Annotated in this window: 12 protein-coding genes; 7 read left to right on the top strand and 5 right to left on the bottom strand. The window is 63.5% G+C overall.

What is annotated here, in order from left to right:
- The first annotated feature begins 232 nt into the window (after positions 1–232).
- Both hemL and ACXWUF_RS08450 read left to right on the top strand, forming a co-directional pair.
- The gene (gene hemL / locus ACXWUF_RS08455) at positions 233–1,510 is read left to right on the top strand and encodes a glutamate-1-semialdehyde 2,1-aminomutase (protein ID WP_458494229.1); all 1,278 of its coding nucleotides are present in this window, start codon (positions 233–235) and stop codon (positions 1,508–1,510) included.
- Positions 1,511–1,584: 74 nt separating this feature from the next.
- The gene (locus ACXWUF_RS08450) at positions 1,585–3,495 is read left to right on the top strand and encodes an LssY C-terminal domain-containing protein (RefSeq protein ID WP_458494228.1); all 1,911 of its coding nucleotides are present in this window, start codon (positions 1,585–1,587) and stop codon (positions 3,493–3,495) included.
- Between the two features lie 267 nt (positions 3,496–3,762).
- Here the strand turns inward: ACXWUF_RS08450 and ACXWUF_RS08445 are convergent, their stop codons facing one another.
- The 3 genes from ACXWUF_RS08445 to ACXWUF_RS08435 form a co-directional block, all read right to left on the bottom strand.
- Positions 3,763–4,749, bottom strand: a complete 987-nt coding sequence (locus ACXWUF_RS08445; protein ID WP_458494227.1) for an ABC transporter substrate-binding protein — start codon at positions 4,747–4,749, stop codon at positions 3,763–3,765.
- Positions 4,750–5,098: 349 nt separating this feature from the next.
- Entirely contained in the window at positions 5,099–5,596 is a 498-nt protein-coding gene (locus ACXWUF_RS08440) for a hypothetical protein (RefSeq protein ID WP_458494226.1), read from the bottom strand.
- 80 nt (positions 5,597–5,676) lie between these two features.
- The gene (locus tag ACXWUF_RS08435; RefSeq protein ID WP_458494225.1) at positions 5,677–6,429 is read right to left on the bottom strand and encodes a M12 family metallo-peptidase; all 753 of its coding nucleotides are present in this window, start codon (positions 6,427–6,429) and stop codon (positions 5,677–5,679) included.
- 318 nt (positions 6,430–6,747) lie between these two features.
- On the opposite strand from ACXWUF_RS08435, the gene ACXWUF_RS08430 reads away from it, so the two are divergent.
- Positions 6,748–7,602: a L,D-transpeptidase family protein gene (locus ACXWUF_RS08430; protein WP_458494224.1), complete on the top strand. Its 855-nt coding sequence runs from the start codon at positions 6,748–6,750 to the stop codon at positions 7,600–7,602.
- Between the two features lie 77 nt (positions 7,603–7,679).
- On the opposite strand, the gene ACXWUF_RS08425 is transcribed toward ACXWUF_RS08430, so the two are convergent.
- Complete coding sequence (locus tag ACXWUF_RS08425; protein WP_458494223.1) at positions 7,680–7,802, bottom strand: hypothetical protein; 123 nt, start codon at positions 7,800–7,802, stop codon at positions 7,680–7,682.
- A gap of 402 nt (positions 7,803–8,204) precedes the next feature.
- Here ACXWUF_RS08425 and ACXWUF_RS08420 point away from each other — a divergent pair, with 402 nt between their 5' ends.
- Positions 8,205–9,935 (top strand): ABC transporter ATP-binding protein/permease, encoded by a 1,731-nt coding sequence (locus tag ACXWUF_RS08420; RefSeq protein WP_458494222.1) that lies wholly within the window; start codon positions 8,205–8,207, stop codon positions 9,933–9,935.
- A gap of 250 nt (positions 9,936–10,185) precedes the next feature.
- Here the strand turns inward: ACXWUF_RS08420 and ACXWUF_RS08415 are convergent, their stop codons facing one another.
- The gene (locus ACXWUF_RS08415; RefSeq protein ID WP_458494221.1) at positions 10,186–10,560 is read right to left on the bottom strand and encodes a hypothetical protein; all 375 of its coding nucleotides are present in this window, start codon (positions 10,558–10,560) and stop codon (positions 10,186–10,188) included.
- 311 nt (positions 10,561–10,871) lie between these two features.
- On the opposite strand from ACXWUF_RS08415, the gene ACXWUF_RS08410 reads away from it, so the two are divergent.
- From ACXWUF_RS08410 to ACXWUF_RS08400, 3 genes are all read left to right on the top strand, one after another.
- Positions 10,872–12,344, top strand: coding sequence for a TldD/PmbA family protein (locus ACXWUF_RS08410; protein ID WP_458494220.1), 1,473 nt, complete (start codon positions 10,872–10,874; stop codon positions 12,342–12,344).
- The gene (locus ACXWUF_RS08405) at positions 12,341–13,711 is read left to right on the top strand and encodes a TldD/PmbA family protein (RefSeq protein ID WP_458494219.1); all 1,371 of its coding nucleotides are present in this window, start codon (positions 12,341–12,343) and stop codon (positions 13,709–13,711) included. Before ACXWUF_RS08410 ends, ACXWUF_RS08405 begins: the two co-directional genes overlap by 4 nt.
- 506 nt (positions 13,712–14,217) lie before the next feature.
- Positions 14,218–14,508, top strand: a complete 291-nt coding sequence (locus ACXWUF_RS08400; protein WP_458494218.1) for a hypothetical protein — start codon at positions 14,218–14,220, stop codon at positions 14,506–14,508.
- Positions 14,509–14,551 lie beyond the last annotated feature (43 nt).

The raw sequence follows: 14,551 nt of genomic DNA, 5'->3' as shown, positions 1-14,551 counted from the left end.
GGGCCAGTCTTAGGATTTGGTTGACACAACTCTGTAGGTCGGGCTTAAGCCCGACCTACGCGGTGGCCGCCCCTAATCGGGGAAGGTGTTTCCGGCCAAACCCTTAATGGCGGTGAGGTGGGCGCGTCATCCATCCGGGTGCCCGCGCCATGTTCCTCTCGTTCCCACCGCGCTTTCGCGAGAAAATAGCGCTTTCGGGCCATGTGCCCAGCCACCCTTTTTCGCGACCAGCATGAACAACGAAGACTTATTCACACGAGCCAAAACCTTCATCCCCGGCGGCGTCAACTCCCCCGTCCGCGCCTTCAAAAGCGTGGGCGGCACGCCGGTTTTCATCGACCACGCCGAAGGCCCGTACATCCACGGCGCGGACGGGCGGCGCTACATCGACTACGTGGGTTCCTGGGGACCGATGGTGCTGGGCCACGCCCACCCGGAGGTGCGGCGGGCCGTCCATGAAGCCGTGGACCGGGGCTTGAGCTACGGCGCCCCGACGGCCATCGAGACCGCCATGGCGCAGAAGCTCTGCGAACTGCTGCCGTCGCTGGACTTGGTGCGCATGGTCAGCTCCGGCACCGAGGCCACCATGAGCGCCATCCGCCTGGCGCGGGGCTTCACCGGGCGGGACAAGATCGTCAAGTTCGAGGGCTGCTACCACGGCCATTCCGATTCCCTGCTGGTGAAGGCCGGGTCCGGCGCGTTGACCTTGGGCGTGCCCAGTTCGCCCGGCGTCCCGGCGGGATTGGCGGAACACACGCTCACGCTGCAATTCAACGACGCCGCCGAAGTGCGCGAGGCGTTCGCCCGGATTGGCAACGACATCGCCTGCGTCATCGTCGAGCCGGTGGCGGGCAACATGAACTGCGTGCCGCCGCGTCCGGGCTTCCTGGAAACCTTGCGGGAAGTCTGCGACGCTTCCGGCGCGGTGCTGATTTTCGACGAGGTGATGACCGGCTTCCGGGTGGCCTTGGGCGGGGCGCAAGGGCTGTACGGCATCAAGCCCGACCTCACCACGCTGGGCAAGGTCATCGGTGGCGGAATGCCCGTCGGCGCCTTCGGTGGGCGGCGCGACATCATGGAAAAGCTGGCCCCGCTCGGCCCCGTCTATCAAGCGGGCACGCTGTCGGGCAATCCGGTGGCGATGGCGGCGGGCTTGAAAACCTTGGAACTCATCGCCGCGCCGGGTTTCTTCGAGGACTTAACGGCGCAAACCTTGGCCCTGACGGATGGTCTGAAAGAACGGGCGGCGCGGGCCGAAATTCCGTTCGTGGTGAACGCGGTGGGCGGGATGTTCGGGCTGTTCTTCACCGATCAGCCATCCGTCGGCAGCTTCGCCGACGTCATGGCGTGCGACGCGGAACGGTTCAGGCGGTTCTTCCACGGGATGCTGGACGAGGGCGTTTATCTCGCGCCGTCGGCGTTCGAGGCCGGGTTTGTGTCGGCGGCCCACGATGACGCGGTGATTGAGGAGACCTTACGGGCGGCGGCGCGGGTGTTCGCCAAGCTTTAGGTAGAAGACCGACTCGGTTTTGAAAACCGAGTCGGTCTACCACTCTGTCACGCTTGGAAACCGCGCCCACCCGGATGAATCTCCCCGAATTCCACACCTGGATTCTCCACCATCCCCACCTCGCCGGTGTCGCGGTGTTCCTCATCGCCCTGGCCGAATCCCTGGCGGGGGTCGGACTCATCGTGCCCGGCGTCGCCATGATGTTCGGCACGGGGGCTTTGATCGGCACCGGTGCCCTGAGTTTCGGCCCGACCTGCGCCTATGCCGTCGCCGGGGCCATCACCGGCGACGGGCTGAGCTTCTGGTTCGGCTGGCATTTCCGCGACAGGCTGGCGTCGGTTTGGCCGTTCACCCGCTATCCCGGCTTGATTCCAAGCGGCATGGCATTCGTCCAGCGCTATGGCGGGCGCAGCCTGTTGTTTGGGCGCTTCGTTGGCCCGATGCGGGGGATAACTCCGCTGGTGGCGGGCATGTTGGCGATGCCGGTGCGGCGGTTCCTGCCCATCAACGTGCTGTCGTCGGCGCTATGGGCACCCGCCTATCTGATTCCGGGCATGGTGTTCGGGGCGTCGCTGGAACTGGCCTCGCGGATCGCCGGGCGGCTGGCGATTCTGCTGGCGGTGCTGGTGGCGCTGCTGTGGTTCACGGCCTGGCTGAGCAAGCGGCTGTACGGCTATTTCCGGCCCCGCGCCCACGCCTTCATTCTGTTTACCTTTGAATTCTGCAAGGCCCACCCGCTTTTCGGTCGCCTGACCGCGCCGCTGATTGACCCCAGCCAGCGCGACTATGCGGGGCTGTTGCTGTGGGCGGTGATTCTCGTCGCTATTGCCGTGGCGGCTTCGGCCCTCGTGCCTGCGGGGGCGGGGATGATTTCCCTGGAGGCTTGGCGGAATCCCATCGCCGACCGGGCGCTGGCGGTTGGTGAGGATTTTGGGGAGACGCCGGGTGTGCTGGCTTTCGCCGTCGCCGTCGGCGCGTGGCTGCTAATCCGGGGGCAACGCATCGCCGCCGCCCATGGGCTGGTCGGGCTGGGATTCGCGGCGGTGGTCGGCGGGCTGTGCCATGCGGCGTTTCCTGTGCCGCTGGTGGATGGCCCGGTGCTGAACGGTGCCGTGGCGTATGGCTTCGCGGCGGTTCTTCTGGCGGGCGGGGCATCGCTCGGGCGGCGGTGGCTGGGCTATGTGGTGGCCGCGCTGTGGGTGGTCGCCATCGCTTTCGCCCGGCTGTATTTCGGTGCGGTCGAACTGGCCGGGATTGGCTTCACGCTGGTGTTGGCCTTGGTTTGGCTGGTGCTGCTCGGGGTTGCCTATCGCCGCCACGCCGCGCACGAATCGCCCACGGGCGGGCTGGCTTGGGTCGCGGCTCTGGCTTGGGTGGCTATCGCCGCCGTGTCTTCGCGGCATCACGCGGCGACGGAATTCCCTAGCCCCGCGCCCCATGCCGCCATCGCTGACGCGGCTTGGCGGGCGGGCGACTGGCGGCGCCTTCCGGCCTATCGGGTGCAGTTATTCGGTCGGCCCGACCAGCCGCTGGCCGTGCAATGGGCCGCGCCACTGGAGACCATCCGCGCCGCCCTGGCGGAAACCGGCTGGCGCGAGGCCAAGCCGCCCGGACTCGGCCCGGCCCTGCGGCTGTTGAACCCGGACACCGACATCGCCGACTTGCCGGTGTTACCCCACCTCAATCAGGCCGACATGGACGCGCTGCGGATGATTAAGCCCACCCCGGATGGGCGCTGGCTGATTGTGCGGTTCTGGCCCAGCGGCTTGGAACTGGCCGACGGCGCGGGGCCGATTTGGCTGGGCAGCGTGGCCTACCTGGAAGCCCATGGATTCCTCGGGCTGGTCAAGTTTTCGGAAGAAACCGGGGACGGCGCCGAACCGGCCCGGCGGCTGGCGGCGGAACTGCGTTCCCGCCATCCGGTGCTTGAGCGAGGGGCTGGGGATCATCGTGCCGTGATTTTGATTCCGCCGGAAAAGCGCTGATCGGCCCGCATTCACAGGGTGGATTAGGCGCGTATTGAGGGAAGAAATCCTATTCGATCTCCCTCACCCCAGCCCTCGCCCGGAGGGCTAGAGCATTTTCATTTTGGGTTTACGGTGTTCACGTAGGCCGACTCGGTTTGCGAAACCGAGCCGGCCTTTCTCGCTGCCGCACACTCATGTTGACAACGCTCTAGGGAGCAAGATGTTCTGTTTAGACGGAATGCCGTATACGCCCTTATCCAAACTAAAGTTTGGACTCCAGACGGCTTAATTTAATGGGGTGGTGGACCAGAACACCCCGTCTGGAAAACCAGCGGGCTTGGTGCCAGCACGTCCGGCTTGAATGGAATTAATCAGGCTGAAAATGGTTTCAGCGGCCTTTCTCCCGGCCTCGCCGAAGCCCGTGACCCGGCCCGCGCAATAATCCCGCCGCAGCGTGGCGCGTACCTTCTCGTCCGATTCCTGGGTGAGCGGCGCCACTTTCTGCCACGTCGCGTCCGATTCGCAAATGGCCCGCTTGGCCTCGTTGGCCGCCGCGAAAAAGCCGGACAGCGCCTCGCCGTGGGTTTTCGCCCAGCCCTCCCGAAAGATATAGCCCAGCGCGGGCACATCGGTCTCGATGCCCAGCCCCCGCAAGATGGCCCGGCCATCCAGCACCCGCCGATAGCCTTGCGCCTCCAGCTTGGCGGCGTAGTTCCAATAATTCAGCACCGCGTCCAGCTTGCCGCCGAGCAGCGCTTGGTTGAGCAGGGGCGGGGCGCCGAAGGTTTTTTCCACCGCTTGGTCCAGGTTGAGTCCTTGGGTTTTTTCGGCCAGCGCCCGCAGCAGCAGCCAGTTCTTGTCGAGTCCGCCGCCGACGATGCCGAGCCGCTTGCCCTTGAGGTCGGCCAAGCCGTGGATGGGCGAATCGGCGGGCACCATCAACGCGCCATGGCTGGTGGAATAGGGCGAGAAGGTGAAGTCCATGCCCTGGCCCCGTTGCTGGGCCACCCAAATCCAGTCGCCCACCACCATGTCCACGCTGTTGCCTTGCAGGGCGATCTTGCCCGCTTCGGCCCCGGCCAGCGTGACCGGGGACAGGCTGACGCCGTGGGCCTTGTCCAAGCCTTGGTCGCGGATGACGGCGAGTTCCCAGTTGAGGGTGCCGAACGCGAGGGTGCCGATGCGTATTTCCGGGTTGGCGGGTGCCGCCGCGTTGGCGAGGCTGGATAGCCACAGGATGACGGGCAGGATTAGCGTGGTCGAGCGCTTCATGGCGAAACTCCGGTGAAAAAGGAGGATTTTAACGCCGCCCGGAAGGCGTTGGCTGAGCGGCGTCGAAGTGGGTGCTGGCTGGCGGTGTCGAGGCGGGCGTTGGCTGAGCGGAGTCGAAGCCAGTTCCGGGTGGGCATGTGCTCATGTCCACCGATTTAACCCATTGAAATGGTGGGCATGAGTACATGCCCACCCTACACTGAGAATTCTTGCTTAGGACTTACGCAACTTTTAGTCTGGGGTAGGTCGGGCATGTACTCATGCCCGACGCGGCGGTCTGGCCTAAGCGTCGGGCAGGAAATACCTGCCCGACCTACACCTATCACGTCATTCAATGGCTGACAAAGCACTAGTCTTTCCTGGACAACTGGCCGTCGGCGAGGCGGACGACCAGGATGCGCCCGCCCGCCTTGATCTCGGCGGTGGCGCCATCGGCGGAGAGGGTCGGCCCTTCCGTGATCCACGCGCTGGTCTTGGCGCGGTCGCCGACTTCGCGGACGGGCACGCCGAGCGCGGCAATCACTTGATCGAAGGTGTAATGGGCGAGGGTCTTTCCCTGTGGGTCCAGCACCATGATGGCGTGTTCGGCGGGCACGTTGATCCACTCGTCCGTCAGCAGCACCCGGCCTTCGTCGGACACCAATGCCTGGCGCGGCCCATGGCGGTGGGGCAGGGCTTGCCGCCACAGCATCCGGCGTTGAGCATTTTCAATGCTATAAAATTCGGCTTGTGCCTGGAATGTTCGCCAGCCATCCAGGCTCGCCCACACCAGCAGGAATCCGCCGCCGGGCGACGTGGCCTCCCGGCGCTCCGGCGGCAGATTGATGATGTCCGTGGCGTGGCTCATGTCAGCCGCCAGAAAAATAAGCAGGCAGAGCAGGAGCCTTGGCCCGCTTTGTCCGTGGGGTCCGCCGCGCCTTACCATGGTTAGTCCGCACGGACCAGCGCTTGGCGGCCACGCGCCGAGGCGAAGGCCAGTAGGCCAAGGGCGAACACGGCAAGGCTGGCGGGTTCTGGAACCGACGCCACATCGTGGAGCAGGCCGCTTTGCTGGGCGATGGCGATTTGGGTTGGGGACAGCAAGTCATAGCCCAGCCCATCCGGGGCGATATTCGCCAGTGAATTCGGGGTGTTGCGGACGCCGCCCGAGGCCATTAAAAAGCTATAGTTCGTGTCGTCGTGATTGAGTCCCAGATTGTGGCCGAGTTCGTGGGCGATGGTGTCCAGGCGCATCGCGTCCATGACCGTTTGCATGGCGATGACCAAGCCGCCGGCACCCAGCCAGCCCTCGCCGTAGGCGCCGGTCACATAATGGGTCAGCCACATGGTGACAGATGTGGCGCTTGGGGCGGATAGATCAGCAAAACGGTGCCCAACGTTGCTGTCATTAATGACGAGGAAGTTCGAGTTGTTCAGATTCGGCTGTAATACGAAGTCGAAGTGAATGCCTGCCTGCGCCCAAATCTTATTGACCTCGGCGGCGAAAAACAGGTCGCCCGCCGGTCCCTGGGACGCGCAAGTGCTGCCATTGTCGGCGCAGACGGTCACGACGTTGACGGTCAATGCCTTGGTGATGGGCATGGCCATCGCCTCGCCCAGCCCCATCAAGCTAAGCAGCAAGCCCGCCAGCAAGGAGATTGCCAGAGAATTCTGGTGGGTGTTTGAATAATTAAGTTTCATTTTTTTTGCTCGTGGATTCGTGGGATCAAAACGAGAGCGCCCCTCTTGGCTCTCGAACGCTTAAGTATAGATACACAATTTTAATCGCGAGAACGTGCCTTTATGACATGCTCGTTTTGAGACGCCTATTGCTCCAATAAATGGACTCGCTTTGATTCAATAAACCGCGTAGACGCGCTTTTCCCTATCTCCTTAAAATATACGCAACAGTCCGCTTGAATCCGCGCTCCGCTTCTCTTATCAGGAAACGATGCGCGGTTGTCGGGGAAGCGGCCTAAGACGATTCCGATTCCATTTCCTACCCAATAAGGAAAAACAATGAAGTACCAAATCAAGGGTCTCTCCTTGCTTGCCGCCACGGCCTTGCTGGCCTCCTGCGCCAGCGACCAGGGGCAAAAAACCGGGGGCACCGCGTCGGCCAAAGCGGCGCGGAACCATGTGGCGAAGGTCCGTCCCCAGCCCGGCTACCTGATTCCCCACGAGCCATTGCCAGCGCTGGGCCAGCGCACGGTGGAGGATGTGCTGTACAGCTACGCGCCCTACGTGGTGGATCAGCTAAAGCCACTTTTCGATAAGGTCGGCGTGTCTTATCCGCCCAAGGAACTGACCTTGGTCGGGCTGAAGGAGGAAAAGAAGCTGGAAGTCTGGGCCAGGGGCGAGCGGGGCGGCTTCCGGTTCGTCCGCGCTTACGACATCCGCGCCGCCAGCGGCAAGCAGGGACCGAAGCTACGGCAGGGCGACAGGCAGGTGCCGGAGGGGGTTTACCGCGTCGTGCGGCTCAATCCGAACAGCAATTACCACCTGTCGATGAAGCTGGATTACCCGAACGACTTCGACCTGCTGCACGCCAACCGCGAGGGCCGCGACCAACCGGGCAACGATATTTTCATCCATGGCGACTCGGTGTCCGCGGGCTGCCTGGCGATGGGCGACCTCGCCATTGAGGAGTTGTTCGTGCTGGCGGCCCATGTGGGCAAGGAGAACATGAAGGTCGTCATCGCCCCGCACGATCCCCGCAAGCGGCCCTTGGACCCCAAGCAGCCGGGTCTGCCGTCATGGGCGGGCGAGCTTTACGCGGCGGTTGCCGATGAGATTATGGCTTTGCCCAGCCCGGCGCCGGTCAAGGTGTCCAGCAGTCCGTCCGCGCCGCGTGGCGACCGGACGGTTCACTGATTTGTGACGAAGCCAGCCGCCCTCCGCCGCGTGATGTGGCGGGGGGCGGCTTTTTTATGGGGGATGGGGTTGTCCCGCTAGCGGGCGGGGGCTTTCGAGAGCAGTTCCTGCAAATGCACCCAGGCGATGGTTTTCAGGTATTTCCAGATGACCGCCAAGGTGTTTTCGTTCAGTTCGCGTTCGGTCGTCGTGCCGCGCATGACGCACTCCTTCTTCTTTTTAAGGGGTCGGCCCGGAACCTGCCGACTGTTTTTGTGATTGTAGGTTTCGAAAAGTCAAAGCCTTGTTGATGCTCCGCCCAGGCTCCCGATCGGCCGAATGTCGATTGTGACCGTTCCGCGAAACTGATTAAATCACAATAGTGTCGGGGGATTCTATTGCTTTCGGTGCCGCCGCTTCTGGTTGGCTGGTCCAGCGTTTCAACGTGGCTTAGTCCTTGGCGGAATGGTGCCGGTTCCCGTCGTTGTGAATCGGGCAATTCCCGCCTTTGCCAGTCCTGTAGAATTCCCCCGCATAACAATGCGCCGCGCCGCGTGCTGAATGGGTGACGTGGCGCGTTTGCCAGGACTCACCCAGCGCCTCCACCCGTCGAGCATCGCACCATGAATCAAGAAGAAATCTCCATCGACCGACAAACCTGGCACCGCTTCATCCAGATCGCCAAAAGCCTGTTGGCTTCCAATGTGGGCCGGAAGGCGGTGTTCCTGTTCGTCGGCCTGTTCGCGCTGCTGATCGGCACCAACGCCCTCAACGTGGTTAACAGCTATGTGGGCCGCGATTTCATGACCGCCGCCGAGAACCGCGACGCCAACAGGTTCATTTGGCTGGCTGTCATCTACCTGGGCGTGTTCGCCGCCAGCACGGGCGTGGCGGTGTATTACCGCTTCCTGGAGGAAAGTTTGGGGCTGGTGTGGCGGGAATGGCTGACCCGGCGGCTGGTCGACCTTTATCTCGATCATCCCATTTATTACCGCCTCAGCGACCGGAACGAATCCAACGGCGAAATCCTCAATCCCGACCAGCGCATCGCCGAGGACGTTAAGGCGTTCACCGTCACCATCCTGTCCTTCGTTCTGCTGCTGCTCAACGGGGTAATCACGATAGTGGCCTTCTCGGGGGTGATACTGTCCATCAGCCCCTTGCTGTTCGGCGTTGTTCTGGCCTATGCCGGGCTAGGCACCTATGCCGCGTTTGTGTTGGGCCGTCCCTTGGTGGGGCTTAATTACGCCCAGCTCGACAAGGAGGCCACCTTCCGGGCCGATCTCGTCCACGCCCGCGAACACGCCGAACCCATCGCCGTGCTGCGCCGGGAGGGCCGGACCAAAAGCCGGGCCTTGCGGCACTTGGATGAGGTGGTGGCGAATTTCAGGAAGATCGTCACGGTGAACCGCAATCTGGGCTGCTTCACCACCGGCTACAACTACCTGACCCAAATCATCCCGGCCCTGGTGGTGGCGCCGCTGTTCGTCCGGGGCGAGGTCGAGTTCGGCGTTGTCACCCAGTCGGCCATGGCCTTCACCCATCTGTTGGGGGCGTTCTCGCTGGTGGTGAACCAGTTCCAGTCCATTTCCTCCTTCGGCGCGGTCATCGCCCGGCTGGGCATGTTGATCGAAGGCATGGAGCAGGCCCAAACCGCCCCGATGTGCGCCATCGAGTCCCGTGGCGAGGAATCCCGCCTGGGCTATGAGAACCTCACGCTGAGCGTGCCGAACAACGGCCAGGTGCTGGTCGAGAACCTGACGGTCTCGATTCCCCAAGGGCGGCGGGTGCTGGTGGTCGGGCCGAACGAAACCGCCAACACCGCCTTGTTCCGGGCCACCGCCGGCTTGTGGGAAACCGGCGGCGGCTGCGTCATCCACCCCGGTCCCGACGCGGTGATGTTTTTGCCCGAGCGGCCCTACCTGCCGCCGGGCACGCTGCGGGAGTTGCTGCTGCGCACCGGCCAGAAGGGCATGGCCCAGGACGACCGGGTCGCCGGGATTCTGGCCGAGTTGCGCCTCACGCCAGTGATTGCGCGGGTGGGCGGGCTGGATGTGGAGCAGAACTGGGATAGCCAACTGTCGTTAGGCGAGCAGCGCTTGATGGCCTTCGCCCGCTTGCTCATCGCGGCGCCCCGCTTCGCCGTGCTGGACCGGCTTGGCTCGGCCCTGGACGCGGATCAACTGGGGCGGCTGCTGGACCGGCTCAACGAGCGGTCCATCACCTATGTTCATTTCGGCGAACCCGACGAGCCGCTGGATTATTACGACGCCGTGCTGGAGTTGGCGGGGGATGGGCCGTGGGCTTGGCGGCTGTTGGATGCGGCGGCGGGGAAGGCGGCGTCCGGTGCTTGAGCGGCGCTGTTCGGTTTTCCAGGGGGCGGCGCGAGACCGTTGAATTTAATCGAGCGCTGGGCATTGGTGAGGCGTCTGCCATGGGCGCCCAATCCCAATAAAACTCAAGAGGAAGTGATTGTGAGGCGCACCGGGCGGGAAAGATCAGCCGTTGCGGTACGTGGAAGCAGTGCGGGGGAGCCGGGGAGGGGGGTCTTGCGGGCCAAGAGGTGATTCGGGGCGTCCGGCTAACCGGACACCCCGAAGGTAATTATCTCGGGGTGTCCGAGATTTTTTGTAGCTCGGTCACAACTTCGCTGAGGATGGTGGCGGCTTTGGCGGTGTCGCCGGAATCGCACGCGCCCTGGGCATCCCTCATCTTTGTCATGGCTTTCTGCAAGGGCATGCCCGATGCAGCGCCAGTGATTTCCTTGTAATGCTGCTTGGCCGACTTGATGGCGGCGAGGCACTCCTCCTTGTTGCCCGCCGCCGAAGCGGCCTGGGCTTCCTTGGCGGTCTTGATGGTCAGCTCAAAGTGCTCGTTAACGCCCGTGGAGGTTTCGGCGGCGTTGACGCTGCTCGTGAATGCAAATGCGCCAACTGCCAGCAAAGCGCCCAGTACGTTTCCGATCTTGATAATTTTCATTAAGTTTAAATGCTCCGTTGACTATCCAGGGATAGCCGGAAAAATAGCCTCTTACGATTGCTTCTGTGTCGATCCACACATAAGCGAACTGGACCGGCAGGTTCCATAAGGTTCTCACGGCCCGGACTCGTTTCGGTTAAAGGGATCAACATCCACCAATATAGAAGAGTTCCGGCGTCTTGTCTCCCAAGACATTCATGATGACGGGTAGGAACTCAATTCAGTCATCATCCGCCGGGCTTCACACTTGCGCGATGCCTCCCGAATCGGTATCTACTTTCCATGGTTCCATTTCATAACCGCTTACGCCGATGCCAACCACTTTAGCCATCAAACCCGACCTCCCAGAATTCGACCCCCACGCCGCCCTCGCCCTGATCCGCGCCGAAGCCGACTGGATAGCCTTGCGCTACGTGCGGGAGGACGCCCACCGCCGCACCGTCCGCAATGGCCGCCCCGAGCAGAACTCGGTGTCCATCGAGCGGGGCGTGATGGTGGAGGCGCTGGTGGAAGGGCAAATCGCCTATGCGGGCACCAGCGACCTGTCCGACGCGGGCGTGCTGGCGGCGGCCCGCCGGGCGGCGGCGCTGGCGAAGGCGGCGGCGAAGTCCAAGGCGTTCGCCTTCACCGAATCGCAACGGCCCGCCGCCACCGGGTGTTATCAAAGCCCCCGTCAGGCCGGACTGGACGCGCTGACCCTGGCCGAATTCACCGACCGGCTGGTCGAGGCCACCCGCCACCTGCAAGCCTCCGATAAGATCGTCACCGCCTCCGCCGAGGCCGGTTTCGTCGAGACCCAATCCCGCTACGTGTCCAGCAACGGCAGCGACATCGCCCAGGATTTCCTGATGGCGGGCCAGCACTTCGCCGCCATCGCCCGCGACGGCACGGAGACCCAGCAACGCTCCCTCAACGGCCCCACCGCCCGCTGCTGGCAGACCGGGCCGGAAGCCTTCGATTGGGATGCGCTTTACGCCGAGTGCGAGCGGGTGGGCCGGGAGGCGCTGGCACTGCTCCACGCCGACAACTGCCCGGACGAAACCCTGGACCTGATCCTCGCCCCCGACCAAATGCTGCTGCAAATTCACGAGTCCATCGGCCATCCGCTGGAACTGGACCGCATCCTGGGCGACGAGCGCAACTACGCGGGCTGGAGCTTCGTGAAACCGGCGGACTTCGGCAGCCTGCGCTACGGCACGCCGCTGATGAACGTGACCTTCGATCCCACCCTGGCGGGCCAGTTCGCCGCCTACCGCTTCGACGACGGCGGCAACCCGGCCACCCACGAATTTCTCATCAAGGATGGGCTTTTGCTGCGCGGACTGGGGAGCCTCGAAAGCCAGGCCCGCTTAGGTCTCCCCGGCGTCGCCAACTTCCGCTCGGCCAGTTGGAACCGGGCGCCCATCGACCGCATGGGCAACATCAACCTGGAACCGGGCGATTCCAGCCTGGACGCGATGATCGCCTCGGTGAATCGCGGCGTTTACATGGAAGCCAATCGCTCCTGGTCCATCGACGACTACCGCAACAAATTCCAGTTCGGCTGCGAATACGCCCGATTGATCGAGGATGGCCGACTCACCAAGGTGCTGAAGAACCCCAACTACCGGGGCGTCACCGTGCCGTTCTGGAACTCGCTCAGGGCCGTGGGGCGGCGCGAGGAATTCCGCGCCTACGGCACGCCGTTCTGCGGCAAGGGCGAGCCGAACCAGGTCATCCGGGTCGGGCACGCCTCGCCGCCTTGTTTATTCACCGGCGTCGAAGTCTTCGGAGGTGGCGCATGAGCCTAAACTTCATCGAATCCACCCATGCCCTGTTCGATGGGCTAGCCGACGCCGCGTTTGCCGCGCTCCAGCCGGGCGAGGAATTGAACCTGAATCTCGGCGCCGAGGATCAGGGCTATCTCCGCTTCAACGATTCCAAAGTCCGCCAAGCCACCGCCGTGACCCAGCGGCATTTGGCCCTGACCTTCCAGGCCGGTGGGCGGCGGGTGGTGTTGTCCTTCGATTTGGCCGGACAGCCGGACCAGGACCGGGCCACGCTGCTGTCCCTACTGGCCCGCGCCCGTGCCGAAACGGCGGCGCTGCCGGAAGATCCCTTCATTGTGCCCATGCGCAACAACGGCACCAGCGCCAGCCACCACGCCGGGAATCTGCCGGACATCGGCACGGTGATCGAACTCATCGCCGCCGAAACCGCCGGGACCGATTTCACCGGCTTCCTGGCCTCCGGGCCGCAAATCCGCGCCACCCGCAATTCCGCCGGGCAGAACCATTGGTTCGCCACGGAAAGCTTCTTCCTGGATTACTCGCTGTTCACGGTCAACGGCACCGGGGAGAACAAGGCGGTGAAGGGCTTGTACGCCGGGCGGGAGTGGGATTCGGCCAAATTCGTGAACGCCGTCGCCGCTAGCCGCGAACGGCTGGCGCTGCTGCGGCGGGACAGCCGGGCGGTGCCGCCGGGCGGCTATCGGGTTTATTTCGCTCCGGCGGCGGTGGACGAAATCGTCGGCATGTTGTCCTGGGGCGCGGTCAGCTACGGCGCCTGGAAAAAGGGCGATTCGGCCCTGCACAAGCTGGTCGAGGGCGAGGCGGAGTTCTCGCCGCTGTTCAACCTGGCGGAAGACTTCGGCCTGGGGCTCAACCCGCCGTTCAACAGCCTGGGCGAAATCGCCCCGGAGCGCCTGCCGGTCATCGCGGGCGGGAAGCTGGCAAATCTACTCACCAGCTCGCGGTCGGCCAAGGAATACGGCGTGCCGTCCAACGGCGCCGAGCCGGAGGGCTGGACCGGCGAATTCCTGCGCTCGCCAGAGATGGGCGCGGGCGACCTGGCGGAGGCCGACGCCCTGCGAGCCTTGGGCACCGGGCTGTACATCGGCAACCTGCATTACCTCAACTGGAGCGACCAGCAAAGCGCCCGGATCACCGGCATGACCCGCTACGCCTGCTTCTGGGTGGAGGATGGGGAGATCGTCGCGCCGATCAAGGACTTGCGCTTCGACGAGAGCCTGTACCGGGTGTTCGGCTCGGAACTGGAGGCGGTGACGCGGGAGACGGAGGTTCAGGTCGGCACCGACACCTACAACCGGCGGGCCTTGGGCGGGAGCCGGGTGCCGGGGGTGTTGGTGGGGGAGTTTAGGTTTACGTTGTAGGGGCGTGAATGTGGGAGCGGCTTCCACAGGGGATGCCTAAAAGAAAAAGCGCCCGGTTTAACGCGGGCGCTTTTCCTGTCAGGGGGTGATTACTTTTTGGCGCGGTTAGAGCGGATCAGCAAGATTCCGCCCCAGGTCGCCAGCATCAGGACTAGGAACGTAGCTTCTGGGACAAACATAAGGGTTTCCTTCCGTTGCGTTTCCGATAATCAAAACTTTTGCCTTGTTATAAGGGGCAGACTTTGGGCGACACGGAAGGTTCCTTAGGTTTTTGGCGATGCTTTCACCCCGGCAACTTTTGCGCGAGCCATCGGGTCGAAACCAGTGTTCCAGGCCGAAACCGAACGGGAATCGCCCAACGACTCGACCCGGAATCGGTCTTAAAGCCCCTCCCGGTAGGCCAACAAATCCTTCGATACTTCGGGGCGAATGGCTTATCGAAACAGGGTCTAACCCATTACGATCCGTTGCCTCGGCATCGGATTTTTTGATTATGGAGAACGAATATGGCAGGCATGGACATAGGGACGGAAGTGGGCCAATTGCAGCGCGACCTCGCCAGCATCAAAGGCGACCTTGGAACGCTGATGGAAGCCATCAAGGACATGGGCGCGGAACGGGGCCAGGCGGTTTACGCCAAGGCCAAGGAAGCCGGCGAGGTGGTGCGCGGTCAGGCGGTGCAGGCCCAGGAGCAGGCGGGCAATTACATCGAGGCCCGGCCTCTCACCAGCGTCATGGTCGCGTTCGGCACCGGCTTCGCGCTGGGTACGCTGGTCGGCTCCCGCGCTATTCATTAGAGCCTTTTCATTTTTGGTTTACGGCGTTCACGTAGGCCCACAC

It is taken from the genome of Methylomagnum sp. (assembly GCF_054333355.1).
Note: the sequence above shows the minus strand (reverse complement) of the source record. Positions and strands in the feature narration are given on the sequence as shown.

Bases quoted from the DNA above. Each gene is read 5' to 3' on its own strand.
- hemL (WP_458494229.1), top strand. From the start codon at position 233: ATGAACAACGAAGACTTATTCACACGAGCCAAAACCTTCATCCCCGGC.
- ACXWUF_RS08450 (WP_458494228.1), top strand. From the start codon at position 1,585: ATGAATCTCCCCGAATTCCACACCTGGATTCTCCACCATCCCCACCTC.
- ACXWUF_RS08445 (WP_458494227.1), bottom strand. From the start codon at position 4,749: ATGAAGCGCTCGACCACGCTAATCCTGCCCGTCATCCTGTGGCTATCC.
- ACXWUF_RS08440 (WP_458494226.1), bottom strand. From the start codon at position 5,596: ATGAGCCACGCCACGGACATCATCAATCTGCCGCCGGAGCGCCGGGAG.
- ACXWUF_RS08435 (WP_458494225.1), bottom strand. From the start codon at position 6,429: ATGAAACTTAATTATTCAAACACCCACCAGAATTCTCTGGCAATCTCC.
- ACXWUF_RS08430 (WP_458494224.1), top strand. From the start codon at position 6,748: ATGAAGTACCAAATCAAGGGTCTCTCCTTGCTTGCCGCCACGGCCTTG.
- ACXWUF_RS08425 (WP_458494223.1), bottom strand. From the start codon at position 7,802: ATGCGCGGCACGACGACCGAACGCGAACTGAACGAAAACACCTTGGCG.
- ACXWUF_RS08420 (WP_458494222.1), top strand. From the start codon at position 8,205: ATGAATCAAGAAGAAATCTCCATCGACCGACAAACCTGGCACCGCTTC.
- ACXWUF_RS08415 (WP_458494221.1), bottom strand. From the start codon at position 10,560: ATGAAAATTATCAAGATCGGAAACGTACTGGGCGCTTTGCTGGCAGTT.
- ACXWUF_RS08410 (WP_458494220.1), top strand. From the start codon at position 10,872: ATGCCAACCACTTTAGCCATCAAACCCGACCTCCCAGAATTCGACCCC.
- ACXWUF_RS08405 (WP_458494219.1), top strand. From the start codon at position 12,341: ATGAGCCTAAACTTCATCGAATCCACCCATGCCCTGTTCGATGGGCTA.
- ACXWUF_RS08400 (WP_458494218.1), top strand. From the start codon at position 14,218: ATGGCAGGCATGGACATAGGGACGGAAGTGGGCCAATTGCAGCGCGAC.